The sequence below is a fragment of the Actinoplanes italicus genome (assembly GCF_003001815.1).
In the GTDB taxonomy this organism is placed as follows: Bacteria; Actinomycetota; Actinomycetes; order Mycobacteriales; family Micromonosporaceae; genus Actinoplanes; species Actinoplanes italicus.
The window spans coordinates 203624-229072 of the sequence record NZ_PVMZ01000020.1 but is presented as its reverse complement, the minus strand read 5'-3'; the positions used below and the strand labels follow the sequence as shown (position 1 = coordinate 229072).

The 25449-nt window shown below is 69.4% G+C and carries 25 protein-coding genes; 7 read left to right on the top strand and 18 right to left on the bottom strand.

Annotated features, from left to right (window positions below):
• Positions 1–1299: 1299 nt before the first annotated feature.
• A complete protein-coding gene (locus CLV67_RS38215) occupies positions 1300–1905 on the top strand; it encodes a hypothetical protein (protein ID WP_106327499.1) in 606 nt (201 codons plus the stop codon).
• A gap of 246 nt (positions 1906–2151) precedes the next feature.
• Here the strand turns inward: CLV67_RS38215 and CLV67_RS38210 are convergent, their stop codons facing one another.
• The 8 genes from CLV67_RS38210 to CLV67_RS38175 all read right to left on the bottom strand — a co-directional run bounded on the left by CLV67_RS38210 (position 2152) and on the right by CLV67_RS38175 (position 11126).
• Complete coding sequence (locus CLV67_RS38210) at positions 2152–3510, bottom strand: MFS transporter (RefSeq protein WP_170154158.1); 1359 nt, start codon at positions 3508–3510, stop codon at positions 2152–2154.
• Positions 3511–3727: 217 nt separating this feature from the next.
• Positions 3728–5086: an LLM class flavin-dependent oxidoreductase gene (locus tag CLV67_RS38205; protein ID WP_106327495.1), complete on the bottom strand. Its 1359-nt coding sequence runs from the start codon at positions 5084–5086 to the stop codon at positions 3728–3730.
• Positions 5086–5982, bottom strand: a complete 897-nt coding sequence (locus CLV67_RS38200; protein WP_106327493.1) for a TauD/TfdA dioxygenase family protein — start codon at positions 5980–5982, stop codon at positions 5086–5088. Before CLV67_RS38200 ends, CLV67_RS38205 begins: the two co-directional genes overlap by 1 nt.
• A gap of 13 nt (positions 5983–5995) precedes the next feature.
• The gene (locus CLV67_RS38195) at positions 5996–6781 is read right to left on the bottom strand and encodes an ABC transporter permease (protein ID WP_239166741.1); all 786 of its coding nucleotides are present in this window, start codon (positions 6779–6781) and stop codon (positions 5996–5998) included.
• A 73-nt stretch (positions 6782–6854) separates the two neighbouring features.
• Positions 6855–7661, bottom strand: a complete 807-nt coding sequence (locus tag CLV67_RS38190) for an ABC transporter ATP-binding protein (protein ID WP_106327489.1) — start codon at positions 7659–7661, stop codon at positions 6855–6857.
• Positions 7658–8683 carry an ABC transporter substrate-binding protein gene (locus tag CLV67_RS38185; RefSeq protein WP_106327487.1) on the bottom strand — a complete coding sequence of 342 codons (1026 nt, stop codon included), beginning with the start codon at positions 8681–8683 and terminating at the stop codon, positions 7658–7660. The genes CLV67_RS38190 and CLV67_RS38185 overlap by 4 nt, the downstream gene beginning before the upstream one ends.
• 407 nt (positions 8684–9090) lie before the next feature.
• On the bottom strand, positions 9091–10161 hold the full coding sequence (locus CLV67_RS38180; protein ID WP_106327485.1) for a sporulation protein: 1071 nt from the start codon (positions 10159–10161) through the stop codon (positions 9091–9093).
• 167 nt (positions 10162–10328) lie between these two features.
• Positions 10329–11126 (bottom strand): SAM-dependent methyltransferase, encoded by a 798-nt coding sequence (locus CLV67_RS38175; RefSeq protein ID WP_239166740.1) that lies wholly within the window; start codon positions 11124–11126, stop codon positions 10329–10331.
• A gap of 141 nt (positions 11127–11267) precedes the next feature.
• On the opposite strand from CLV67_RS38175, the gene CLV67_RS38170 reads away from it, so the two are divergent.
• Entirely contained in the window at positions 11268–11729 is a 462-nt protein-coding gene (locus CLV67_RS38170; RefSeq protein ID WP_106327481.1) for a hypothetical protein, read from the top strand.
• A 4-nt stretch (positions 11730–11733) separates the two neighbouring features.
• On the opposite strand, the gene CLV67_RS38165 is transcribed toward CLV67_RS38170, so the two are convergent.
• Positions 11734–14031: a PAS domain S-box protein gene (locus CLV67_RS38165; RefSeq protein WP_106327479.1), complete on the bottom strand. Its 2298-nt coding sequence runs from the start codon at positions 14029–14031 to the stop codon at positions 11734–11736.
• Between the two features lie 77 nt (positions 14032–14108).
• On the opposite strand from CLV67_RS38165, the gene CLV67_RS38160 reads away from it, so the two are divergent.
• Positions 14109–14897, top strand: coding sequence for an SAM-dependent methyltransferase (locus CLV67_RS38160; protein WP_239166739.1), 789 nt, complete (start codon positions 14109–14111; stop codon positions 14895–14897).
• On the opposite strand, the gene CLV67_RS38155 is transcribed toward CLV67_RS38160, so the two are convergent.
• On the bottom strand, positions 14848–15054 hold the full coding sequence (locus CLV67_RS38155) for a hypothetical protein (protein WP_239166738.1): 207 nt from the start codon (positions 15052–15054) through the stop codon (positions 14848–14850). The two genes, CLV67_RS38160 and CLV67_RS38155, sit on opposite strands and share 50 nt — an antisense overlap.
• Positions 15055–15326: 272 nt before the next feature.
• Between CLV67_RS38155 and CLV67_RS38150 the strand changes: the two genes are divergently transcribed.
• On the top strand, positions 15327–15587 hold the full coding sequence (locus CLV67_RS38150; protein WP_106327473.1) for a hypothetical protein: 261 nt from the start codon (positions 15327–15329) through the stop codon (positions 15585–15587).
• Here the strand turns inward: CLV67_RS38150 and CLV67_RS54845 are convergent.
• Together CLV67_RS54845 and CLV67_RS38140 are read right to left on the bottom strand one after the other, a co-directional pair.
• Positions 15511–15699, bottom strand: coding sequence for a DUF6082 family protein (locus CLV67_RS54845; RefSeq protein WP_373873193.1), 189 nt, complete (start codon positions 15697–15699; stop codon positions 15511–15513). The genes CLV67_RS38150 and CLV67_RS54845 overlap by 77 nt on opposite strands.
• Before the next feature lie 396 nt (positions 15700–16095).
• Positions 16096–16647 (bottom strand): hemerythrin domain-containing protein, encoded by a 552-nt coding sequence (locus tag CLV67_RS38140; RefSeq protein ID WP_106327469.1) that lies wholly within the window; start codon positions 16645–16647, stop codon positions 16096–16098.
• A 122-nt stretch (positions 16648–16769) separates the two neighbouring features.
• Here CLV67_RS38140 and CLV67_RS38135 point away from each other — a divergent pair, with 122 nt between their 5' ends.
• Positions 16770–17084 (top strand): DUF3817 domain-containing protein, encoded by a 315-nt coding sequence (locus tag CLV67_RS38135; RefSeq protein WP_106327467.1) that lies wholly within the window; start codon positions 16770–16772, stop codon positions 17082–17084.
• A 46-nt stretch (positions 17085–17130) separates the two neighbouring features.
• On the opposite strand, the gene CLV67_RS38130 is transcribed toward CLV67_RS38135, so the two are convergent.
• The 5 genes from CLV67_RS38130 to CLV67_RS38110 form a co-directional block, all read right to left on the bottom strand.
• Positions 17131–18069 carry a cyclase family protein gene (locus CLV67_RS38130; protein WP_203737553.1) on the bottom strand — a complete coding sequence of 313 codons (939 nt, stop codon included), beginning with the start codon at positions 18067–18069 and terminating at the stop codon, positions 17131–17133.
• The gene (locus CLV67_RS38125; protein ID WP_106327463.1) at positions 18053–19195 is read right to left on the bottom strand and encodes an alpha/beta hydrolase family protein; all 1143 of its coding nucleotides are present in this window, start codon (positions 19193–19195) and stop codon (positions 18053–18055) included. The genes CLV67_RS38130 and CLV67_RS38125 overlap by 17 nt, the downstream gene beginning before the upstream one ends.
• A complete protein-coding gene (locus CLV67_RS38120) occupies positions 19196–20113 on the bottom strand; it encodes a fumarylacetoacetate hydrolase family protein (RefSeq protein WP_106327461.1) in 918 nt (305 codons plus the stop codon).
• Positions 20113–21054: a VOC family protein gene (locus tag CLV67_RS38115; RefSeq protein WP_106327459.1), complete on the bottom strand. Its 942-nt coding sequence runs from the start codon at positions 21052–21054 to the stop codon at positions 20113–20115. Before CLV67_RS38115 ends, CLV67_RS38120 begins: the two co-directional genes overlap by 1 nt.
• 95 nt (positions 21055–21149) lie before the next feature.
• A complete protein-coding gene (locus CLV67_RS38110; RefSeq protein WP_106327457.1) occupies positions 21150–22244 on the bottom strand; it encodes an FAD-dependent monooxygenase in 1095 nt (364 codons plus the stop codon).
• A 111-nt stretch (positions 22245–22355) separates the two neighbouring features.
• On the opposite strand from CLV67_RS38110, the gene CLV67_RS38105 reads away from it, so the two are divergent.
• Together CLV67_RS38105 and CLV67_RS38100 are read left to right on the top strand one after the other, a co-directional pair.
• A complete protein-coding gene (locus CLV67_RS38105; protein ID WP_106327455.1) occupies positions 22356–23285 on the top strand; it encodes a LysR family transcriptional regulator in 930 nt (309 codons plus the stop codon).
• Between the two features lie 104 nt (positions 23286–23389).
• A complete protein-coding gene (locus tag CLV67_RS38100; protein ID WP_106327454.1) occupies positions 23390–24577 on the top strand; it encodes an MFS transporter in 1188 nt (395 codons plus the stop codon).
• A gap of 183 nt (positions 24578–24760) precedes the next feature.
• Here the strand turns inward: CLV67_RS38100 and CLV67_RS38095 are convergent, their stop codons facing one another.
• Positions 24761–25324, bottom strand: a complete 564-nt coding sequence (locus CLV67_RS38095; RefSeq protein WP_106327552.1) for a DUF2087 domain-containing protein — start codon at positions 25322–25324, stop codon at positions 24761–24763.
• Positions 25325–25449 lie beyond the last annotated feature (125 nt).

Here is a 25449-nt window from a genome sequence, read left to right as displayed (position 1 = left end):
GAATCCTAGACCTGTCCGAAGACAAGCCCGGGTATTGCCATAATTGGCACTGGCTTATCAAGCACCCTGTTGAGTTCTCAAAGAACAACCGCACACCATTCTGCGACCCGCTTCGCGGCCCGCCCTCCGGGGCACTCGCTCTACTTTACCCGCCGTTTCCGCCGTGTCAAATCCGCGTTTCGCAACCGAATTCAACAACCGCAGAAACTGCACGGGCACCCCAAAGAGCACGCGATGCTAGATCGCGCGATCTTGTCCGAGGTTCCTCCAGGACGGCCGCGCCGGGCCCGATGAACGGTCCCGCTCGCTCGCCCGTCTCCCTGGCGGCTCGGACAACACTACTAGCCCCTCTGAGCAACGCCAAACCGGGGTCCCGCGACGCCCGTCACACGGAAATATCCGGGCATTAACTCAGATCAGGCACCCGTCAAAGACCATCAATGGAGACATCTCGGCTGCCGAGCCGTATCGCAGGCTCCCGACAACCTGCCTCAGTTGAGGCAGACACCCTCGGCCGGCCAACCTGGCCCGCGATGGTCGATGGCCGATGGCCCGATGGCCGGTTGAATTTCGTGGGTGCTGGCTGAGCCCTTGTCGCGGCGGTGGGTCCGCTCTCGATAACCGCGACATCGCTGGGTTGGATGGCCGTCCTGGCAGGTTTCTGGAGCCGGGTCGTGGTGGGTGGGACCTCCCCAAGCCGGAAGGGCCCGCCCACCACGACCCGATCACCGCCCACACTGCCGCCGTGGCTGAGTGGTGACCTACGCCCACATACGCACCGCAGAACACCACACAAGCCGAAACCCCCGGCCACGTGGCAACCCACGCCCACATACGCACCCCAGAACACCACACAAGCCCGGGAGGGGTGACCTGCCTGCGCGACCGATTGAACGCCGATGGCCCGCGATCAGCACGCGACCGAGATGGCCGAAGTTCGGGTGCCGGTTCGTCGCGTCGTTGCGATTCGGTCCCGGCGGACGATGGATCCTGCATCGCGCAAGTTCAGCGAGAAGCCCGAGAACCGCTGGCCGACCGCCGCCGGGCGGCTGGAACGGGGTGAGGCCAGGCAGCGACAGGCGATCGGCAGAACCGCACGATCGCGATGTCGAGCAAATTCCAACATCCACCACGGCCGGCCGATGTCGACATCAACTATCGGTGACGACAGAAACTACCGGTGACGACAGAAACTACCGGTGACGACAGACCCGGGGGCGAGGCCGCGGGCAAGGGCGAAGCGAAGACGAGTGAGGGCGGCGGGCTGCCTGAAGTGCGCTGAGGGCCTATAACGGACGCATGCGCACTGACGAGCTGGCCGACCTGATCGGTGAGATTCCCGGTACTCAAGTGAGCGCCGCTCCCGGTGTGGTCACGGTGGTGGTGCCGGCGATCGGTGACACCGCCCGGATCTTGTTCCGGGATGTGCTGGACGCTTATGAGGTGATGGTGCCGACCGGGGCGCCGGCCGTGCAGGTGGACATCAAGCGCAAGCGCGAGTCCCTGCCGCTCATTTTCACCGTCGATGATGTGGTGTTCGCGCCCGCGTACGCCGATGATCTGGTTGATCCCGAGGATGAGCTGCTGGTTCCGGCGATGCCCGGGATGATCGGCTACTCGGAGATGCATCGGGACGTCCGGGCGCTCGGGCGGGCCATCGATGATCCGGACGTGGAGCTGGATCCGGAGATGCTCGCGGCCACCCTGATCGCGCACCGATGCTTCCTCGCTGGGGCGATGCGGGTCGGGTTGTGGCCGGTTCGGGTGGCGGCCTGGTGGGAGTACACGTCGGCGCGGGCCGCCAAGAGCATCCGGGTAGCCCGGTTCCGTCCGGACGAGAAGTGGGATCAGCTGATGGCGGATGTGGCGGAGGCCCGGCGCCAGAGCGTCCCGGCCGAGCTGTGACCGGGCACGACACGCGGAGGACCGCTCACGAGCGCCGAGCTGGATCGGGCACGACGCCTCTGGGGGCCACTCACGAGCGCCGAGCTGGATCGGGCACGACGCCTCAGGAGGCCGCTCAGAAGCGCCGAGCGGGTGAGTGCCGTCGACGGCGGAGTCCGGGGCGCCGGTCCGCGTGAGGCGCCGCCCGCACCACGGCGGAATACCTCGACCGCTGCACCCCTGACCACGGGTTCGGCGGGACGATCGTCAAGCGGAACCCGTCGGAGCTGCGGCCGGCTCCCCGGCTGCGGTGACGGGGCGGGGCACCTGAACGGCGCAGAGCAGCGCGCCGGCCAGTGCCACGGCGTAGAGCAGCAGCACCGTCACGTAGGAGGATTCCCCCGCCGACCAGGTGAGCACCGAGCCGCCCACCGCGGTGCCGAGGCTGCCGCCGACCGTACGCATGACGGTGTTGACCGCCGCGGAGACGCCGGTCTGTTCGCTCGGGACGGCCTCGACCACCAGGGCCCCTACGGCGCTGAAGGCCAGTCCGACGCCGGCGCCCATGACGAGGATGCCGAGGCAGACCTGCACCAGCGTCGCGTGCCAGAGGGCGAGGCCGAGGTAGGACAGGCCGGCGGCGCCGATACCGGCGGCGAGCGCGGCGCGGGGGCCCTGCCGGGCGGTGAGGCGCTTGTGGACCGGCATGATCAGCAGGTTGCCGACGGCGGTGGGGAGCATCGCGAGGCCGACGACGGTGGGGGTGACGGCGAACCGGTCGACGATCAGCATCGGGATCACCATCCACGAGCCGAACATGCCGAAGCCGAGCAACAGCGTGGCGGCGTTGGTGGCGCGGACCGTGGGCAGGGCGAGGGTACGCAGGTCGATCAGAGGCTGGGCGGCGCGGCGCTGGCTGCGCCACCAGAGCGGGGCCAGGACGGCTACGCCGATCAGGGGCCAGGACCATCCGGGTGCGGGGAATCGGCTGATGGCGGTGAGTAGCAGCCCGAGCCAGGTGGAGAGCAGCGCGGCCCCGTACCAATCGATGGTGGTGTTTCTGGAAGCAGGCCGGGCTCGCGGCAGGAGCAGGACGACCGGAATGATCGCGAGGGCGGAGACCAGGGCGGGGATCAGAAACAGCCAGCGCGAGGAAAGCAGGGTGAGGATGGGGCCGGCCGTGATGGTTCCGGCGGCACCACCGATGCTCATCACGGTCGATATGACGACGAAGGCGCGGGGGCGTCGATCGGGTGGAAGGTGGTCTCTGACCAGGGCGAAGCAGAGTGGGAAGACGGCGCCGCCGAGGCCCTGCACGACGCGGCCGGCGACCATGACGGGCAGGGTTGTGGCGATCGCGGAGGTGAGGGCTCCGATGCTCATAGCGGTCAGAGCGATGATCAGGATGCGGCGTTTTCCGTAGGCGTCGGCGAGTCGGCCGAGCACCGGCGTGGAGATCGACGCGCTCAGCAGGAACGCGGTGAGCAGCCACGCCGTGCCGGACGGCGTGGTGTCGAGCTCGCGCTGGAACACGCCGAGCGCGGGCACGACCAGCGACTGCAGGACGGAGTAGGCGGTGGTGGCGAGGCAGAGTCCGCCGAGTGCGGCCGTGCCGGGGCGTTTCAAGAGATCAAGACCTTTCCTACGGTACGGCCACCGCTCCCTCAACCGCAGACCACGCGGTCCCGCGGTGGCACCACCCTCCTGAAGTCCCGTGGTGCTGACGCAAACCCCGGCTGGCTCGCACCGCTGTCTCATGCGGCCCGGGACAGCCGGAACTTCGTGGCGGTGCTGTACCGCTGTCTCAGCGGCGCTGAGACAGCGGTACGCCACAGCCTGGGGGTCAGAGGACGGGAACCGCGTCGCGGACCGTGTTGCGGTTGGCCGGACGGGGCAGGCCGTAGTGTTCGCGCAGCGTGCGACCGGTGTACTCGGTGCGGAACCGGCCGCGCTCCTGCAGGATCGGCACGACCTGGTCGACGAACGCCTCGAGCCCCGACGGCAGGACCGGTGCCATGATGTTGAAGCCGTCGGCCGCGCCGCCGGAGTACCACTGCTCGATCTTGTCCGCGACCTGCACCGCCGTGCCGGTGAACGTCAGGTGGCCACGGCCGCCGCCGAGACGCCCGATCAGCTCACGGACGGTGAGGTTCTCCCGGCGGCCGAGGTTGACGACCAGGGTTCGCCGGCTCTTGGCGCCCTCGATCTGCTCCTCCTCCGGCAGGTTCGCCGGCAGCGGCGCGTCGAGCGACAGTTCCGACGCCTCGATGCCGAGCAGTCCGGCGAGCTGGGCGAGCGCGTACTCGGGCCGGATGAGCCGCTCCAGTTCCGCCTCGAGGGCCTGCGCCTCGGCGACGGTCCGGCCGATGATCGGCACGATCCCGGGAAGGATCTTGATGTGGTCCGGGTCGCGGCCGTGCTCAGCGGTCCGGCGCTTGAGGTCGTCGTAGAACTCCTGCGCGTCGGACAGTGTCTGGTGCGCGGTGAAGACCGCCTCGGCGTACTTGGCGGCGAAGTTGCGCCCGTTCTCCGACGAGCCGGCCTGCACCAGGACGGGGTGGCCCTGCGCGGACCGCGGGACGTTGAGCGCCCCGGCGACCGAGTAGTACCGCCCCCTGTGCTCAGGCGGGTAGATCTTGGTGTCGTCACCCCACACGCCGGTCGACTTGTCGGCGACGATGACGTCGTCGTCCCACGAGTCCCAGAGCTTGAGCGACACGTCGACGAACTCGGCGGCCCGCTCGTAGCGCTCCTTGTGGGCGGGCAGGTGGTCGAGGTTGAAATTGCGGGCCGCGTCGAGCCCGGCCGTGGTGACGATGTTCCAGCCGGCCCGGCCGCCGCTGATGATGTCCAGTGAGCCGAACCGGCGGGCCAGGTTGTACGGCTCGTTGTAGGTGGTCGACGCGGTGGCGATCAGCCCGATCCGGGACGTCGCCCCGGCCAGGGCGGTCAGCAGCAGGGTCGGTTCGAGCACACCGGACGGGCGGCGGCCGACCTGGTCCCAGAGGACAGGCCCGTCGGCGAGGAACAGCGAGTCGAGCTTGCCGCGCTCGGCGATCCGGGCGAGGTTCTGGAAGTGCTCGACGCTCTGGTCGGCGTACGGGTCGCTCTCCGGCAGCCGCCAGGAGGCCTCGTGGTGGCCCACGCTCATGAGGAACGCGTTGAGGTGGAGCTGACCTGGGCGGTTCTCAAAGGAACCCATCACTGCACCTGCGGGGTGTAGTGGGTGGCCTCGTCGCCTTCGAGGATCCGCGACTTCTCACCGTTCACGCCGACCGGGACGTCACCGGCGACGGTGACGCGATGCAGCTTGCGGGCCAGGTCGCCGTAGTCGTCGGCGGCGTAGTGCTGGGTGGACCGGTTGTCCCAGACGACGATGTCGCCGACCTGCCACTTGTGGCGCAGCGTGTTCTCCGGGCGGGTCACGTAGTACTGGAGAAGCCGCAGGATGTCGCGGGACTCGGTGCGCGACAGGCCCTCGATGCCGACGACGAAGTTGCCGATGAACAGGTTCGGCACACCCGAGTCGGGGTTCACGCGGACCACCGGGTGGGCGGTGCGGTAGCGGGTGGAGACGAAGACCTTCTGGTACGCCTCGACCTCGGCCGAGCGGAACTGCGGGTGCTCGGCGTAGTCGTATTCGTTCGAGTGCTCGGCCCACAGCCGGTCGGCGAGGAACCGCAGGTGCTCGGGCAGGTCGGCGTAGGCCGCGGCGGTGTTGGAGAACAGGGTGTCGCCGCCGTACGGCGGGATGACGAGGCTGCGCAGCGTGGTGGCCTTGGGCGGGGCGACCACGAACGTGACGTCGGTGTGCCAGGCGTTGGCACGGGCGCCCTCGCCACCGGCGACCTCGAGCACGTTGGCCTGGCCGTCGACGGACGGGACGGTCGGGTGGGCCAGGGTCAGCTCGCCGAAGATCGAGGCGAAGCGCTGGTGCTGTTCGTCGTCGAGATGCTGGTCGCGGAAGACCAGCACCTTGTGCTCGACCAGGGCGTCATGGATCTCCTTGGCGTCGCCCGGCTCAACGGGAAGCTTGAGGTCGATGCCGGAGACCTCGGCCCCGATCCGGCCACCGATACGCGTGATGTCGATGCTCATGGGAAGACCCCTTTCAGTTGGTGCGCCAGGTCGAGAACCGGCGCTCGGTGACGATGAGGAGCTGGTTCACCAGCAGGCCGATCGCGGAGATCGTGATGATCCCGGCGTACATGTCGGAGACCGCGAAGTTGTACTGCGCGTAGTTGATGAGGTAGCCGAGTCCTGCCTTGGCGCCGACCATCTCGGCGGCGATGAGGATCAGGATCGAGGCGGCGCCGGCGAGCCGGATGCCGGTGAAGATGGTCGGCACGGCCGCGGGCAGGACGACCTTCTGGAAGAGCCGGATCGGACCCAGGCCCAGCGATCGGGCCGATTTGATCAGGAGCGGATCGACGGTACGGACGCCGCTCACCGTGTTCAGCAGGATCGGCCACGTGCAGCCGTACAGGATGATCGAGATCTTGGAGGTTTCGCCGAGGCCCAGGATCAGCACGAAGACCGGCAGGATGGCCAGGGCGGCGGTGTTGCGGAAGACCTCGAGCAGTGGGTTCAGCAGGTTGGCGACCGGGCTGTACCAGCCGATCAGCAGGCCGAGCGGCACGGCGATGAGGATTGCGAGACCGAATCCGGCGGCCGAGCGGGTGAGGCTGGCCTCCGTGTGTGCCCACAGTTCGCCGGAGAGCAGCAGGTCCCACCAGGCGACCAGCACCTCCGACAGCGGCGGCAGGAAGGTCGCGTCGACCAGGCCGAGTCGCGGGAAGATCTCCCAGACCAGGGCGAGAAGACCGATGGCGATCGTACGGGTGACGACGGCGCCGGCGACCCGCCCGGCAGTTCTGACCGCGCTGCCCACGGACACGGCCGGAGCGGGACGGACCGCGGGACGCCCACCCAGGGAGACAGAACGTTCTGTCGGGCGGGTTTCCGTGATGCTAGACATTGATCTTCAACTCCTCGTTGCGGGCGCGGTCGACCTCATCGCGCAGCAGGCTCCAGATCTCGTGCCGGTAGTGGGCGAACTGGGGGTCGGAGCGCAGGTCCTCGGTGGCCGACCGTGCGTCGATCGGTACCTCCACGACCTGCTTGATCCGGCCCGGCCGCGAGGTCAGGACGGCGACCCGCTGGCCGAGGTAGACGGCCTCCTCGATGCCGTGGGTGATGAAGACGATCGTCTTGCCGGTCTTCTCCCAGATGCGCAGCAGCTCGTCCTGCAAGCCGTCACGGGTCTGCGCGTCCAGTGCCGCGAACGGCTCGTCCATGAGCAGCACGTCCGGGTCGAACGCCAGGCTGCGGGCGATCGCCACGCGCTGCTTCATGCCGCCGGAGAGTTCGTGCGGGTAGCGGTCGTGGAAGCCGGCCAGCCCGACCAGGTCGAGGTATTCGCGGGCTTTGGCGGCGCGCTCCCTGCGGCTGACGCCCTTGGCCTCGAGACCGAACTCGACGTTGCCCTGCGCGGTGCGCCACGGCAGCAGCGCGTACTGCTGGAAGACGATGCCGCGGTCGAGGCCGGGGCCGGTGACCGGCTTGCCGTCGACCAGGATCCGGCCGCTGGAGATGTCGCTGAGCCCGCCGAGCAGGTCGAGCAGCGTGGACTTGCCGCAGCCGCTCGGGCCCACGATGACCAGGAACTCGCCGTCGCGTACGTCCAGATTGATGTCCTGAAGTGCGGTGACCGTCTTGCCGCGGGCGTTGAACGTCTTGCCGACGCTCTCGAAGCGGATCTTCGGCTCGGTCGTCATGCCGCACCGCCGGTGGCGAAGGAGTTGTAGTCGTTGCTGTAGATGTCGCCGGCCTTGATGTCCTTCTTGAGCTCGCCGGCCCGGTCCAGCCACTCGATCCAGGTGGTGAACTCGCGCTCGTCGATGACGCCGCCCTTGCCGGCCACGCCGTAGCTCTTCCAGAACTTGGTCTGGCTGTCGTCCTCCTGGCGGCCGCGCTTCTTAATGATCTCCTGGAGCTTCGCGATGACCTGCTCGCGCGGAGTGGTGCGGGACCATTCGATGGCCTTGCCGACGCCGGAGACGAAGGTCTTCACGGTGTCCGGGTTCTTCTTGATGAAGTCGTCGCGGAAGATGTAGCTGCCCGCGGTGAACTTCCCGAGCAGGTCGTAGTCGGTGTACAGCGGGTGGATGCCGCCGCGGTCGAGGGCCTTGTCGCGCAGCGTGCCGCCGAGGGCCGCGACGTCGATCTGCTTGGCCCGCAGGGACTGCTCGGTGTTGACCGGCGGGACGACGATCAGCTCGACCTGCTTGATCTCGTCGTCGGTGAGGCCGTTCTTGGCCAGGTACGTCTTGGTGATGGCCTCGGAGTGGGCGCCCAGGGTGTTGACGCCGATCTTCTTGCCGATCAGGTCCTTGGCGGTCTTGATCGGGCTGTCGTCGAGGACGTAGAAGCCGTTGAAGGTGACGTCGTCGACGCCGTAGTAGCCGATGACCGCGGTGATCGGGGCGCCGGAGGAGGCGAGCTTGACGATCGCGCCGTTGAACGCGCCGCCGAAGTCGGTGTCGCCGGTGGTGGCGGCCTGGATGTCCTGCGGGCCGCTGATCGTGTTGCCGATCCAGTTGAGCTTGAGGTCGCCGAGGTAACCGAGGTCGGCGGCCAGCTCGGGGAGGCTCACGGCGCCGACGTTGCCCTGGTAGCGCAGTTCCTTGACCTGCTCGCCCGCGGCGGCGGGCCCGTCGGATCCGCCGCAGGCGGCGAGCGTCGTGACGGCCAGTACTCCGGCCAGGGCGGCGGCTATTGCGGATCTGCGGGTCGTCATCTCGGAACTCCTTGCGAAGGTTCGGCCGCTGGGTGCGTGTCATCGGCCGGGCGGCTGTGGTCGGCCGTCGGCGTTCATAGGCAGGAATCAGCGCGCCGGCGTGAGGGCCGGCCGCGTTCAGTCAGGGGTGCCTGGAGGGGCCGGGCGACGATGCTCGGCGATGGCTGCTGGTACGGGCGGCGGGCTTCGCCGTCGGACTCAACAGGCGCAGGTACACACCCGGAGGTAGTCGACGAAGCGGCGCCGCGTCAGACGCTTGCTCCGGTTCATGACAGCAACGTAAATCGCCGTGCACGCTACGTCAGCCACTTTGTGACCCATGACACATACATTTCCCATAGAGTGAGTAGGGATTAGGAGACGAAAAAAGGGGCGAGAGCCGAAGCCCTCGCCCCTGACCAGCTTGTTTACTCCTCGAAGCCCTCGAAGGCGTCGCCGATCTCGTCGATCGCCTCGCCGGCCAGGTATCCGGCGGCCAGACCACCCGCGATGCCCATCGCGGCGCCGCCCATACCCGAGCCGTGGTGACCGCGCCGGTAGTGGCCGTGGTGCCCCTGCTGCCGGTAGTGGCCGTGGTGGCCGTAACCGGGCTGCGGGTGGCCGTAACCCGGCTGGGGGTGACCGTAACCGGGCTGCGGGTGCCCGTAGCCCTGCTGCGGGTGGCCGTAACCCGGCTGCGGCTGACCGAAGCCCGGCATCGACTTGCGCTTGTCCACCGACTGGCGGACCCAGCCGTCGACGACCTGACGCCAGTCGGTGGTGTCGGCGTCGGCGTGCGAGACGGTGTAGCGGCCGTACGTGTCGTGGCCCTGGGTGAACAGCCCGCCGCGCTTGTCGAACTCCAGCACCACCTCGACCTGGTGCGGGCTGGTCACGAACGTCAGCTCGACCTCGTTGATGGCGTGCGCGTACTGCTGCGGCGGGTAGTACTCGATCTCCTGGTAGAACGGCAGCGTCTGGTGGACGCCGTAGATCTGGCCGTACTCCAGGTCGGCGGACTTGAAGCGGAAGCCGAGCTGTGCGAACGCGTCGAGGATGCGCTGGTGGATCGGCAGCGGATGCACGTGCACCGCGTCGAGGTCACCCTTGTCGATGGCCCGCGCGATGGCGAGCTCGGTGCGCACACCCATCACCATGCCGCGCAGCGTCTGGCCGTAGACCGTGGTGATCGGAGTCTCCCACGGCATGTCGATGCGGAACGGGATCGACAGCTTCTGACCGGTGGTCAGGCGCATCGGACCGGAGACCGGGAGCCGCAGGAAGTCGGCGACGGCCGAGTGGTCGCCACCACCGGCCTCCACCTCCATCCGGGTGACGAGGCCGAGGGTGATGTGCTCGATGTCCACGTCCTGCGTGCCACCGACAATGTTGACGTTGCCGGTCAGCGGAGCGCCCGGATAGGTGCTCGGGTTCGACAGCACAGTGTCCACGCTCGGACCGCCCACACCGAGGGCACCGAGCAGCTTCTTGAAGACCACGATGTTCTCCCGCTAGAAAATGTGCCTCGAAACTAGCAACGCCCGCTGTATGAACGCTGAGAAAGCGCTGGTCCGCGCGATCCAACAACAGACGGTACGACCATCGTGCAAGGTCATGAAGCCGGTCACGGAGCCTGTCGCGCGTTTCCCTCCAACGAAGTCTCCGGTCAGGGTTTACGGCCGACGGCGCCGTACATCGAGGCCTCGGCCGGCGTCGGCCGGTCACCGTCGGCGGGACGCCAGTCGCTGATCGCCACCACACCGGGGTCGAGGAGTTCCAGGCCGTCGAAGAAGCGGGCGAAGGTGTCGCGGTCGCGGGGCCAGGCGTCGACGTGGCCGCCCTTGAGCATCGCGTCGTACTGCGCGGCGACGGCCGGCGGGACGAAGTCCTTGGTCGAGTTGGTGGCGACCAGGTAGCTGCCGGGCGCGGCGGCGTCCAGCAGCTCGCGGACCACCGAACGTGCCTTGTCGTCGTCCGGGATGAAGTGCAGGACGGCGATGAGCAGGATCGCGACCGGACGGGACAGGTCGACGATGGCGAGCAGCTCGTCCGACCGGAGGATCTTGCCCGGATCGTTGAGGTCGCCGTTCACGTAGGTGGTGGTGCCACCGATCATCAGGGCGCGGGCGTGGGCCAGCACCATCGGGTCGTTGTCGACGTAGACGACCCGGCTGTCCGCCGCGACGCGCTGCGCCACCTCGTGCGTGTTGTCCGGAGCGGGCAGCCCGGTGCCGATGTCGACGAACTGGCGGATGCCGGACTCGGCCAGGTGGCGGACGGTGCGGTTGTGGAAGGCGCGGCCCTGCTGGGCGGCGATCCGGATCGACGGGAAGGCCGCCGCGATCCGGTCACCGGACTCCCGGTCGATCTGGAAATGGTCCTTGCCGCCGAGCCAATAGTTCCACCGGCGGGCCGGCGAGACCGTCTGGGTGTCCACGTTGGGCTTGGCGTCCTCGCTGGTCACGGCGGGTCTCCTCGGGGCGTGGGAGCGTGATCGGGGCGGGCTCATCCTAGCCTCCGAGGCGCCGCCCGGCAGCCCCTGATCGTCCACTTAGGACGACAGCCCTTTCCCCGCGGTCCGTGACCGGCATATCCTGCCGGGGCCATGGCCACCATCGCGCCGCCGTACCGGCCCTCCTCGCCCGGGTTCCCGCCGGTCGATACCTCGCGCCGCAGCGACGGGTCGGCGATCGCGGTCACCCTGCGATATGCGCCGTTCGCGTTCCTGCTCGGGCTCTACACGCCGGTGGTGGAGATCGACGGCGAGAGCATCCCGGCGTATTGGGGACGGGTCGTGCAGTCGGTCAACCTCGGCGAGCACCACGTGCACGTCCACGTGCCCTACCTCATCCCGTCACGGATCGGCGCCGCCGAGACGACCGTCGTGGCGGTGCCCGGCCGCACCGTGGAGCTGGAGTACCGGGCGCCGCTGCTGTCGTTCCTGCGCGGGGCGCTCGGCGCTCCCCCGCAGCGCTATCCGGGCGCCGCGGCGGCCGCCGCGCTGCTGGCGGTCGCGGTCACCCTGGCGATCTGCGGCTGCGTCGGGTTCGTGCTCAACGCCGGCTGACGGATCAGTTCAGCTCGTCGTGCAGGGCGCGCATCAGCTCGGCGCTGGTGAAGGGCTTCTCCAGCAGGTGGACATCGGCGGCGAGGGTGCCGTGCGTGGTGAGTACCGGCTGGGCGTACCCCGACATGAAGAGGACCTTGGTGCCCGGCCACCGGGACCGGACCGCATCGGCCAGGTCCTTTCCCAGCATGTTCGGCATGATCACGTCGGTGAGCAGGACGTCGACGGAGTTCTGGGTGGCCAGCCGGAGCGCCTCGTCACCGCCGCCGGCGGCCAGCACGGTGTAGCCGCCGCGCCGCAGGATCCGGCAGGTCACCTCGCGCAGCGCGTCCTCGTCCTCGACCACCAGCACCGTCGCGCCGTGGCCGGTGAGACCGGCCGCCGAGTCCTCCGGGGCGTTCTGGTGCGCCTCCACGTCGGTCGCCGGCAGCAGGAGGGTGAACGTGGTGCCGATGCCGGGCTCGGAGTAGATCTGCACCGTACCGCCGGCCTGGGTGATGATGCCGTAGACGGTGGCCAGACCGAGCCCTGTGCCCTGACCACTGGGTTTGGTGGTGAAGAACGGCTCGAACGCCTTGTCGATCACCTCCTTCGGCATGCCGGTGCCGGTGTCCGAGACACGCAGGCGCACGTAGCGGCCGAGCGGCAGGCCGGCGCGCCCGGCGGCGTGCTCGGCGTCCACGTCCACCTGGGCCGTGTCGATGGTGAGACGGCCGCCCGTGGGCATCGCGTCGCGGGCGTTGACTGCCAGGTTGACCAGCACCTGTTCCAGCTGGCCGGGGTCGGCCATCACCGACGGCAGCCCGGCCGTGGTGCGCACGGTCAGGGCGATGTGCTCGCCCAGCGACCGGTCCAGCATCTGGTGCACCTCGGTGACCACCGTGTTCAGGTTCAGCGGGCGGGGCCGGATCACCTCCCGGCGGGCGAACGCGAGCAGCTGATGGGTCAGGTCACTACCGCGGCGGGCCGCCCGGGCGATCTGCTGGGCGTCGACGGCCGGCGGTGTCCCGGCGGCGTCCTCGACGATGAACGACGCGTAGTTGAGGATCACCGCGAGCAGGTTGTTGAAGTCGTGGGCGATCCCGCCGGCCAGCTGGCCGAGGCTCTCCAGGCGCTGCGCCTGCTGCATGCGGGCCTCCAGACGCTGCCGGTCGGTCTCCTCGCGCAGGCGGCGGCGCTCCTCCTCGGTGGCCAGGCGCTCGGTGATGTCGCGGACCACCGCCACGATCACCACGCCGCTGTCGGTGTGCAGCGAGCTGCACGCGATGTCGACCGGGATCTCCACACCGCCCCGCCGGGCCGCGCGGCGGGTGGCCCAGCGCTGGTCGGCGCCGTCGTCGGTACGTTCGGAGTCCAGCGGCGTGGTGTCACCACCGGTGCGCAGCACGGCCGAGACCGGGGGCAGGCCGTCCGGCAGCAGCAGCCGCACCGGCATGTGCAGCAGGTCGTACCGAGGGTGCCCGAACAGGCGCTCGGCCTCGGCATTGACCAGCACCACGTCACCGGACTCGGACACGCCCAGCACCGCGTCCGGCGCGGCGTCGAGGATCGCCTGCACGCGGGCCTCGGCACGCTCCCGGTCGCTGATGTCGCGGCAGATCGTGGTCGTACCGATGATGCTGCCGCGCTCGTCGAGCAGCGGTGAGACCAGCGCGGACACCGCGATGCTGTCGCCCTTGGCGGTCAGCCGCACGCTGCGGTAGCGGTCCACCCGGCCGCCCAGACGGACCAGTAGGCGTACCTGCTCCTCGTCGGCACGGCGATCGGGCGGGACGATCTCGTCGATGTGCCGGCCGATGATGTCCGAGGCCGGATGGCCGAAGAGCGCCTCGGCACCCGGGTTCCAGGACAGCACCCGGCCGTCCAGGTCGGTGGTCACGATCGCGTCGTGCGAGGACTGCACGATCGAGGCGAGCAGCGACCGGGTACGGGCCGCTTCGCGCTGGGCCGTGTCGTCGCGCAGCACGGCGGTCACGTACGTCTCGCCGTCCGGCGCCGACACCGCGGACAGCGAGATCTCGACCGGGAAGACGCTGCCGTCGCGGCGCAGGCCCCGCAGCGGCAGGCGGCGCAGTGGCTGGTGGGCGCCGGAGAGGTAGGCACCGCGGTGGTCCGGGTGCAGGCCGCGCGCGTCCTCGGGCACCAGGTCGTCGACCGGAAGGCCGACCATGCGGTCCGGGGCGTACCCGAACATGTCGTGGGCCCGGCGGTTGGCCATGGTGATGACGCCGTCCGAGCGGCTCACGATGATCGCATCCGGGGCGGAGTCGATCAGCAGCCCCGGGATCCCGGTTGACTCCACCGATGCCTCCCACCCCTAAAGTACTTCTGTCCGGAAATTTCGGTATGAGGTTGGAGGATTCGGGGAATGGGCGTGAGGTGAGCACCGCACACCCGCCGATCGATCCGAATCGGCCGAGCGCCGCACGCATCTACGACGCCTACCTCGGTGGCACCCACAACTTCGATGCCGACCGGGTCGTGGCCGCGCGCGCCGTCGAACTGCTGCCCGAGACGCCGCAGATCGCGCGCGCCAACCGGGCGTTCCTGCGCCGGGCCGTCCGGTATGCGACCGGCCGCGGCATTCGCCAGTTCCTCGACCTCGGGTCCGGCATCCCGACCGAGCACAACGTGCACGAGGTGGCGCAGGAGCTGGCCCCGGACGCGCGGGTGGTCTACGTCGACCTCGACCCCACCGCGGTGCTCTACGGCCGGCATCTGCTCGGCGAGGACCCGCGTACCGCCGTGGTGCACGGGGACCTGCAGCACCCAGCGGCGATCCTGGCCGAACCCGAGGTCCGGAACCTGCTGGACCTCACCCGGCCGGTGGCGGTCCTGATGGTCGCGGTGCTGCACTTCCTACCGGACGGGCCTGCCATGGACTCGGCCCTGGCCGCCTACCGGGACGCCGCCGCACCCGGCAGCGTGCTGGCCGTCTCGCACCTGACTTCCAGCGGCGATCCGGCCCAGATGGAACGGGTGACCGACCTCTACAACCGCGCCGGCACACCGCTGGTGCCCCGCGACGCAGCGCAGGTGGCGAGGTTCTTCGAGGGGTGGCGGCTGGTCGAGCCGGGCCTGGTGTTCGGGCCGCAGTGGCGCCCGGACGGCGAGCCGGTCAGCGAGCCGGCCCGATACCTGACCCTGGCCGGCGTCGGCGAGAGATAGCGATCCCGGAGTCGGCGGGCCGGTCGTAGCCGTCGCAGCTGTCCTCCGGCTCGACCTCGATCAGGTCCAGCAGGTCCGGGCCGGAGTGGCCGGTGTCGATCGTGCCGCCGATCAGGCCGAGGGCGGCGGCGCAGTTGCGGCCGTATCCCTGCACCATGCGGTCCACCCGCGTCGGGTGTCCGCAGCGGCGGCACGGGCGCATCCGGTCCGGCAACGATGGCTCCCCCACCCCACGATTATCCGGCATCGATCACCGGCCCGCAGGTGGGTGCCGGACCTCTCGCAGCACCCCATGTCCCGGATTGATATAACTTGGCGGCCGTGCGACCGAGTCGTTAGTACGACATATCCGCATTAGGCAGTAGCGGCGTATGCTCGCTTCGCTCGTTAGGTTCGGACGGGAAGTCCCCCTCCAACATAGGAGCAAGTGTGAAAATCGTTCGCCGGCTCGGCCTGTCCCCTCGGGAACGCGGCAGCCTGTCCAACGCCACCTGCCCGGACATCTTCGAGTTGAGCGACGGTAGCTTCGCCGTCATCGGCACCGACCGGACCAGCGAACTCATCTCCCAGTTGCCGGCCGACGCGGCGGTCGCCGACCACGAGAGGATCGTCGTCATCGACCGCGAGACCCTCGTTGCGGCGCGCCGCGACATTCCTCGGCTCCCACGCGGGCGGCAGAGCCCCGAGTGACGGTCGCGAGCTCCTGGTAGACAGCGTCCACCAGATCAGCGGTCAGACGTTCGTCCGAGTGCTCCGGGAGGACGGCCCGGGCCGACTCGGACGCCCGCCAGTATTCACGCATGATCGGACTCTCGGCACTGCGGCGCAATTCAGCGCGCTGCCGCTCGAGCTCGGAGCGTTGATCTCGCAACTCCTTGGCCTGCGTTCTGGCCGTGTTCACGAGAACAGCGAGGCCGAGGAAGCTGATCACAGTACTCAGGGCACCGAACGTCTGACCGACGTTGCTCCACCGTGCCCACGCCTCGGCCTCGCCCTGCCGGCCGACCAGCACGGCCACGCCCACACCGCCGACCAGCGCCATGCCGGTGAGGGCGAGGACCGCGCCACCCCAACCCGCCAGCCGTGTGGCGGTTGCCAGTCGCCGTCCGGATTCCGCGCCGAGGCTCATCACTCCCCCATTCACCGTCGTGAACAGAGTGTCATCACTCAGCAACTGTCCGGAGTCGCGGCGGTATGCTCAGGATTCGCCGACGGCTTCGGCCAGTTCCTGCTTGCTCATGCGGGAGCGACCGGCGACGTCCTGCTCCTTCGCCTTCTCGTAGAGCTCCCGGCGAGTGGCCGCATGGTCCGCCCCGTCCGGCAGGGAACCCATGGTCGCCTCGGCGAAGCGACGCCCCATCTCCTCGCGCTGGGCGTCGTCGAGACGCTCGGCGAGAATGGGCAGCAGATCCTGCTCCTCTTCCTGTACGTGGTGGCGCAACTCGCCCGCGATCGCGGCGACCGTGCCGTCGTAGCCGGGGTCGCCCGGGTCGCCGCGCAGCAGGTTCTTCAGCATCTCCTCGACCTGGTGGTGCTCGGCGACGCCGTCCTTGACCTCGTCGCCCTCCTCGGCCGCGAGATCACGGATGGCCGGGTAGACGAAGCTCTCCTCGGCCTCGGAGTGCGGCAGGAGCAGCCGGGCCACCTCCTGCATGAGTGCTCCCAGGTCGGCGCCGCCCCCCTCGGCCCGGGTGAGCAGCTCCTCGACCTGACGGTGCTGGTCCTTGATGATCTCCACGATGTCCGGCACGATTCCCCCTTGATCTCTGGCAACAGGGGGCGAGATACCCTAAATCGGTCGGATCATCCTTCAGCAAACGCACATCTTCCCCGTCGTACGCTGCGGGAGGACCACGTGAGGGGAGAGCAAGGGTGCAACCGTTCCGGATCTTCAGGATCACCGCGATCGCGGAGGCCTTCTCGTGGACCGGCCTGCTCGTCGGGATGTTCCTGAAGTACGTCACGGAGACCACCGAGGCGGGCGTGTGGCTGTTCGGCCGGCTGCACGGCGGCCTGTTCATCGCCTACATCGCCGCGACGCTGTGGGTGGCGTGGGCCGAGCGCTGGTCGCTGTGGCGGACACTGTTCGGTCTGGCCGCCTCGATCCCACCGCTCACCACGCTGATCTTCGAACGCTGGGTGGCCAGGCGCCGTCCGGCGGCGGAACCCGCGGCCGCCACCGCTTGAGGTTCCGCCGGCGGTGGGGGCGTGTCAGCTGACGCGCCCCCACACGTCACTTCACCGCTATCGGATTGACCGGTGAGCCGACCGCGCCGGTGATCGGCAGCGGGGCGGCGGTCAGCCAGAACTCGTGGACACCGTCGGAGGCGCAGTCCGCCGCGAGAGCGTCCAGATCCCACATCTCGCCCACGAACAGACCGATGTGAGGGATCACCACCTGGTGCAACGGCTGGAACGCGTCGTCGAACTCGTTGGGCCGCACCTCGAAACCCCACGTGTCGGTGGCGATCGCCGCGATCTCCCTGGAGTGCAGCCAGTCGGCGGTGGTGAACGACAGCCCGGGGGCCGGTCCGCCCGCGTAATCGCCCCAACCGTCGCGCCGGGCCCGGGCGAGCTGACCTGTGCGTACCAGGACGATGTCGCCCCGGCCGATCTCGACACCCTCCTTCACGGCCAGCGCGTCGAGATGCTCCGCGGTGATGGCGAAGCCGTCCGGGAGGTCGCCGAAGTCGAGCAGCACCCCGCGCCCGGCGATCACGTCCGCGACCGTCTCGATCCCTGTCCTCGTGTCACCCAGGCTGGTCACCACCTCCCCCGCGGGCCGCCCGTTCCAGGCGACGCCGTGGTCGAAGATGTGGCCGAGCCCGTCCCACTGGGTCGAGCACTGCAGCGGCATCGAGATCACGTCGTCGGCGCCACCGATGCCGTGCGGGAAGCCCTGCACGCCGGCTGCCGCGTCGGTGCCGGTGTCGAGCATGGTGTGCACCGGGTTGGTACGCCGCCGCCAGCCCTTCTGCGGCCCGTTCGCGTCGAACGACTGCGAGAGGGAGAACGAGACACCACGACGGATCAGCGATGCGGCCTGGATCCGCTTGTCGGGGGTCAGGAAGTTCATGGTCCCGCGTACGTCGTCGGCACCCCACCGTCCCCAGTTGGAGCACCGCTCGGCGGCGGCGGCGATGGAGCCCTCCGGATCACTTCTGGAGAACATCAGAGACCCAATCAGCGATGTACGTCTGGACGTGCGCGAAGTGGTCGAGGCCGATGTGCTCGGCTCCGCCCTCCTCCTTCGTGAAGATCCGCAGCTCCCGGCGGGGCGAGTTCACCGCCTGTTCGTAGGAGCGATGCGCGTACGCCAAAGGGATCTGCCTGTCGTTCTCGCCGTGACAGATCAGGAACGGCACGCTGATGTTCTCGACCACGCCGTCGAGGTTGACCGCCTCGGCCTTGGAGATGAACGTGTCGAGGTCGTCCTCACCCCACACCCAGAGCACGTGGTCCCAGTAGTGCGGCACCGGGTTCTCGCCCTCGCGCTCGAGACGGCGCTTCTGGACAGCGCCCCAGTCGTGGTTGGCGCCCCACGCCACACAGAGCGCGAGCCGCTTCTCGAACGCGGCGGCCCGGGGCGCGTAGTAGCCACCGAGCGACCAGCCCACCAGCCCGATCTTCGTGGACTCGACGTCGTCCCTGGTCAGCAGGTAGTCGACGCAGGCCGCGGCCCAGTCCTCGGTCTCTACACGTGCCTTCAGATCGAGGAAGCGCAACGCCTCCCCGCTGCCCGGGCAGTCGACCATCAGCGTGTTGATACCGCGGGCCGCCAGCTCGTGCGCGAAGCCCGACGCGTACATGTGCTCCTTGGTCGAGTCGAGCCCGTTCCACAGGATGATCGTGGGGGCGGGAGAATCCGAGGCCTTCTTGAAGTACGCCGGAAGCAGCGCCCCCTCGAACGGGATCTCCACCCGGGTCGTCGCCGGGTCGATCAGGTCGAAGGCCTTCTGCTGCAGGTCGAGGAGCCGCTGGTAGAACGCCTTGCGGCCGGGTGACCTGGCACTCTGCATGCGCTCGGCCTGGGCCAGGTAGTTGGTGGCGCGCTGATACTTCTGCCCGGCCGTGCGGGTGTGCCCGGCAGCCTCGTCGGCGGCAGCCTGCGACGCCAGGTCCTCGGCCACCGCGGCCCACGACGCCATGAACTCACCCGTCCCGACATCGGCGCCCTGCACGGCCAGCTCCTTGATCGGGCGGCACGCGCGGTCCACCTCGTCGATCAGGCCGCCGCTGTTCAGGGTGGCGACGACGCCGAGGTTCCAGACGTAGTTGCCCGGGAAGTACTCGAACATTCAGTGCTGCCTTTCTGCTCGCGCCCGTGCGGCATCGCGGCGACGGACGCGGGGGAGGTCGTCGGTGGGAGGTGCGGAGGTCACGCGGTTCGTCAGGCTGCCGATGCCCTCGACGGTCAGCGTCACCACGTCGCCGTCCTTCAGCGGGGGCGGGTTCTGCTCACCGTTGCGGCCCCACAGCTCGGCGAGACAGCCCCCGTTGCCGACGGTGCCGGATCCCAGCAGGTCACCGGGCCGCACCACGGAATCCCGGGCGGCGTAGGCGAGCATCGTCTCGAAGGTCCAGCCCATGTTGCTGAGCAGGTCACGGCCGACCTCGACGCCGTTCACGGTCACGTGGCACCACAGGTCGAGGAAGCCTTCGCCGTCCCTGAACGGGTCGAGTTCGTCGGCGGTGACGATCCACGGGCCGATGCTGCTCGCGAAGTCCTTGCCCTTGGCGGGGCCCAGGTTCACCTGCATCTCACGTTTCTGCAGGTCACGAGCAGACCAGTCGTTGAGGATCGTATAGCCGAAGATCGACTCGCCGGCCCCGGCAATCGCGGCGACCTCCAGCTCGAAGTCGCGGTTCACGGACCGGGCCGGAAACGGGACCTCGTCGTCCGGACCGAAGATCCGGTGCGGGTTGGTGAAGTAGAACGTGGGCGCGTCGTACCACGCCTCGGGTACGCCTCCGGAGCCGTCGATACTCCGCCGAACCCCTTCGACGTGCTCCTCGAACGCGACGAAATCCCGGAGAGAGGCGGGCCGCACCGGCGCGAGAAGCCGCACCTCCCGCAGCGGTATGGGCGCTCCGGCTCTCCCGGGAACACCGCCCTCGATGATCGTTCGCATATCCGCGTCGAGCGGGCGGATCGTGTCCCCTTCGACGGCGCCCGTGTGCTCCCGGCCCTCGTGCCGGAACCGTGCGAGCCGCATCAGACCGGAGGGGCGACGAACACGCCGCGGTCGACGTCGTTGAACGACTGCTTGGCGACGAACTCGTTCATCGGGTTCGCGGTCCCCCACTGGTCACTCACCGTGGGATCGGAGAAGTCGTACAGGTGCGGGTGCCAGGTGTCCTCGTCGAGTTCTTCCAGCTCCGTGGTGTACTCGACGGTGTTCCCGTGCGGGTCGAGGAAGTAGCTGAAAGTGTTGTTGCCGGCCATGTGCCGGCCCGGCCCCCACACCTTCTCGACGCCGCCGCGCAGCAGCCGGCCGGTGCCGCGCATGTACTCGTCGATGCCGCGCATCTCGAACGACGCATGGTGCAGCGCGACGTGCGGGCCGCGGGCGATCGCGAGGCTGTGGTGCCAGCGGTTGGTGCGCAGGAACCACATCATCGAACCCATCCGCGGGTGCATGAGGGTGTCGGAGAGCGCGAAGTTCAGGTGCTCGTCGTAGAAGGCGACGGTCGCCTCCGGGTTCGGTGAGTTGATCACCACGTGCGAGAGCTTGACCGGGACGGACTCGCCCTCCTCCAGCTTGCGGTGCTTCCGGACGGCCACGTCGGACGAGACCTCTACGGTACGGCCGTCGATGTCGAAGAAGCGGAAGCCGTACCCGCCGCCCGGTGTTTGCAGTTGACCCGGCTCGTTGATCAGCTTGACCCCGGCACGTCCGAGTCGTTCGGCGAGCGCGTTCACGTCGTTCTCGCCGGCCGCGCCGAACGCGATCAGGTCGAGCCGCTTCTCGTCGGCCTTGCGGAGGCGCACCGAGTACTGCTCGGGCGAGCCGGCCGCCGCGAGGAACGCGACCCCGGAGTCGGTGGTCTCGGCGTCCAGGCCCCACATGTTCGTGTAGAACTCGAGCTGCCGGTCGTAGTCCGGCACCGCCAGGTCGACGTGGCGCAGATGGGTGATGAGGCGTTCGTCGTTCATGTCTCTTCCTTGTGCTCAGGCCGGCTCGGCTCTTCTCCGGCCGGTTCGGCTCTGCTCAGGCCGGCTCGGCTCCGCTCAGGCCGGCTCGGCTCTGCTCAGGCCGGCTCGGCGACCAGGTGCGCGACGCGCGCCATCAGGCCGGGGACGTCGCCGCGCTCGTGCGTGAGCTGCCAGCGGGCGAGTTGCAGGGAGGCCTCGACGACCGTCTTCGCACGGTCGAGGCGGCGGGCGGTGAACTCCTGCCAGAGGGCGTCGGTGAGCGCGTCGTCGCGCAGCAGCAGCTCGGCCAGCACCGACGCGTCCTCGAGGGCCTGGGCGGCGCCCTGCGCCAGGGTGGGCGGGCAGCTGTGCGCGGCGTCGCCGATCAGCACGACGTTGCCGCGGTTCCACGGACCGTCGATGACGTGGCTCTCGAAGACGGTGTAGTTGACCCGGGCCGGGTCGGTCAGGTTCTCCCGGATCTCGTCCCACGGCCCGTGGTACGCCCCGGCCAGCTCCCGCATCGTGGCGAGCGCCTCCTCAGGCGACAGACCGGCCCGGTCCCGCGCGTCCTCGACCAGATAGGCGTACAGGGTGTCCTCGCCGGTCGGGCAGTACCCGGCGATGTAGGCGGGCCCGCCGTAGAACAGGTCGGTCCGGGTCACGCTCGCCGGCCGCTTCGTGAACGTGCGCCAGATGCCCATGCCGACCGGCTGCGGCTCGACGTCGATGCCGAGCTGCCGGCGGGTCCACGAGCGCAGCCCGTCGGCACCGATGACCAGGTCGTAGGCCGCTCTCGACTCGTCCAGCGCGGCCGCTTCCACTCCGAATCGGATCTTGGCGCCTTGTTCCGACGCGCGCTCGATCAGGATCCTCGCGAGTGCCGGCCGGTACATGCCGAGCGTCGCGGGCAGGTCCTCGCCGCCGGTGCGGATGTCGGTGAGCTCGGCGATCAGCGTGCCGGCCGGGTCGGGGGCGCGCAGGCCGAGCGTGTCGAACTCGTACCCCTCGGCCTTGACCTCGTCCCAGACGCCGAGCTGCCGGAGCACCCGCAGCGCGTTTCCCTGGAGCGTGATGCCGGAACCGAGCACCGCCACGTCGGGCTTGGAGTCGATCAGGTCGACCGCGACACCGCCCTCGGCGAGCAGGATCGCGACGGCGGCACCGGCGGCACCTCCGCCGACGACCAGAACATTACGAACTGCCGGCATCGCGGTTTCCCTTCTGTTTCCCTGTGACTGGGCCCACTGTCCCGCGCCGGTGGGACATCAGGGAACCTCGAGTTGCTGATCGTGGTCATAGGCACGGCTTATAGTGGCGCCATGGCGGTCGACCGGGTGCTCGCGAACCTCGATCTCAACCTGCTGGTCACCCTCGACGCCCTGCTCAGGGAGCGGAACGTGACCCGCACGGCGGAGCGGCTCGGGGTCAGCCAGCCTGCCGTGAGCGGGGCGCTCGGGCGGCTGCGCCGGCACTTCGGCGACCAGTTGCTCGTACGGGTCGGGAACCGGTACGACCTGACCCCGCTCGCCGTCCGGGTGGCCGCGCTCACCGGGCCCGCCCTGGCCGGGGTGCGGCGGGTCTTCGACGCCACCGCCGAGTTCGACCCGTCCGGACTGGACCGGGAGTTCACGATCGTCAGCTCGGACTACGCGGCGACGGTCCTGGGACCGCTGATCGCCCAGCGGTTCGCGGCACAGGCCCCGGGCGCACGCCTCCGGTTGCAGCAGACCACGCCGGACGCCGTGGACCACGCCGCCGACACGCTGCGCAGCGCCGACGGGCTGATCATCCCGCACGGGTTCGTCACCGGGCTGCCCTATCTGGACCTCTACAGCGACCGGTGGGTGTGCGTGGTCTCCGGCGACCACCCCGACGTCGGCGACGCGCTCACGATGGAACTGCTCGCCGAACTGCCCTGGGTGGTCATCTTCGACCGGCCCACCGCGTTCGCCCCGGCGTCACGTCAGCTGCGGATGCTCGGCATCGAGGCCCGTGTCGAGGTCGTGGTCGACGGGTTCGCGCAGATGCCGTTCCTGGTCGCCGGCACCCGCCGGGTCGCGCTGCTGCAGGAGCGTCTGGCCCGGCTGGTCGCCCCGGTCGCCGGGATCCGGATGCTGGACTGCCCGTTCGAGGTGGTGCCGGTCGCCGAGGCGTTCTGGTGGAACCCGATCCACCGCAACGACCCGGCCCACATGTGGCTGCGCGACGTGCTCCTGTCCGCCGCCGCCGAACTGCGGCCATCAGCCTGAGTTATGAGGACCATCAGCGGATCCGTCTTCCGCTGATGGTGGGCGTCCGCCCATAGTTCAGGGCCACCACGTGTGACCTGGACCACTCATATGAAGGGCCTCCCATGCCCGCTGTTCTTCAGCGACGAGCCGGCCTGCCGCAGCTCGTCCTCCTGCTCGCCGGCAGCTGCCTGTCCGTCCTCGGCGCGGTCCTCATCGCGCCCGTCCTGCCGCAGATGACCGACCACTTCGCCGGCGTGCCCGGCGCCGACGTGCTGGTGCCGATCGTCCTCACCGTCCCGGCCCTGATCATCGGCCTGACCGCGCCGTTCGCCGGCTTCATCGCCGACCGGATCGACCGCAAGCGGGTACTGATCATCGCGATGGTCGGGTACTCGATCTTCGGGACCGCGCCGCTCTACCTCGACACTCTCGGCTCGATCATCGGCAGCCGGGTCCTCGTCGGACTCTGCGAGGCGGCGATCATGACCTGCTGCACGACGCTGATCGCCGACTACTGGTCCGGGCCGCGGCGCAGCCGCTACCTCGGTCTGCAGACGCTGCTCGCGTCCGTCTCGGCGACCGTGTTCCTCGGCGTCGGCGGGGCGCTCGGCTCGTCCGGGTGGCGGACGCCGTTCTGGCTCTACCTGGCGGCGGTCGCGCTGGCCGTACCGATGGCGCTGTTCATCTGGCAGCCCCCGGCCACCGGTGCCGACGCGCGCGACCTGCCGCCGATCCCGTGGCGTCGCCTGCGCGTGCCGTGCCTGGTCACGCTCGCCGGCGGTGTCGTCTTCTACGCCCTGATCGTCGAGCTGTCGTTCGTCCTCGACGAGGCCGGTGTCACCGCCACGGCCACCATCGGTGCTCTCAGCGCCCTCATGTCGCTGGCCACGGCCATCGCCGCCGGTTCCTTCGCAAAACTTTCCGGCCGTACGCCGCGCGAGCTTCTGCCGGTCGCCTTCGGCCTCGCCGCCGCCGGCTTCCTGGTGATCTGGTCCAGCGGGTCGGTCGCGGTGATCACCGTGGGCGCGGTGATCACCGGTGCCGGGACCGGGCTGCTGCTGCCGGTGCTGGTCACCTGGGCCACGAACGGGCTGACGTTCGCCGAGCGCGGCCGGGGCACCGGGCTGTGGACCGGCACCCTGTTCGTCGGCCAGTTCCTGTCCCCGGTGCTGATCACCGGCCTGTCCGGAGCGGTCGGTGGTCTGCGCCCCGCGCTGGGCGTGCTCGGAATTCTGACCGCGGTCCTGGCGGCCGGCTCGCTCGCGCTGGTCCCACGCAGCGCTCCGGCCCTCAACGTCACCCACGACTGACGCCGCCCGCGTGGTGATCTACGGCTCGACCCCCGCCGCAGATCACCACGCGGGTTGCGGCACCGTTCTGCGTGGTGACCTACGCCCACCAGCCGACCACAGAACACCACGCGGATTGCGGCACCGTGCTGCGTGGTGACCTACGCCCACCAGCCGACCACAGAACACCACGCGGGGTGGGGGTCAGGAGGCGGGCGTGAGGGTTCGGGCGGAGCCGTAGGAGGTGCCGGCGCGGTCGCGTTCGAGCCAGCCCGACTCGACCAGCATGCGGCGGACCGCGGCCACGTCGTCGGCGGCCGGCGCGATCCGTGCGTTGATCTCGGCCTCGGTCAGGACGCCGTCGGCCGCGACGAAGCGGGCGAACATCTCGGCCATCTGCTTGGCACGCTCACTCAGTGTGGGTGGCAGGCTCACCAGGCGACCGTGCGAGAAGTACGACTTGAGCTGTGGGTACTCCGCGAGCAGCGTGCCGATCGGCTGGACCCGGTCGAGTGCCTGGGCCGCCTCGCGCAGCACGCCGTCACGGGCCCGGTAGATCCCGTTGCCGGTGCCGGTGGCCACGCCCGCGCCGACCAGACGACCGAGCAGCTCGCCGACCTCGGACTCCGGCAGATCGAGGTGGATCGACATCTCGAAGATGGTGGCGCCGTCCTTCCCGTGCCTGGCGAGCTCGGCGAACGCCCGCAGGCGAACGGGGTGAGACAGGAGCATCAGCAGGCCGGAGGCGTGCGCGGCTTCGACGGACATCCCCACACCGTAGGCGGGCGCTCCGGCGGCGGCACCCGATTTTGTCATTGACTTATCTCGATCAATACGTGAGGGTGTGGTCAGCACTGCCGCCGGAGCCACGCGGCGCGCGCGAGCCTGGGCAG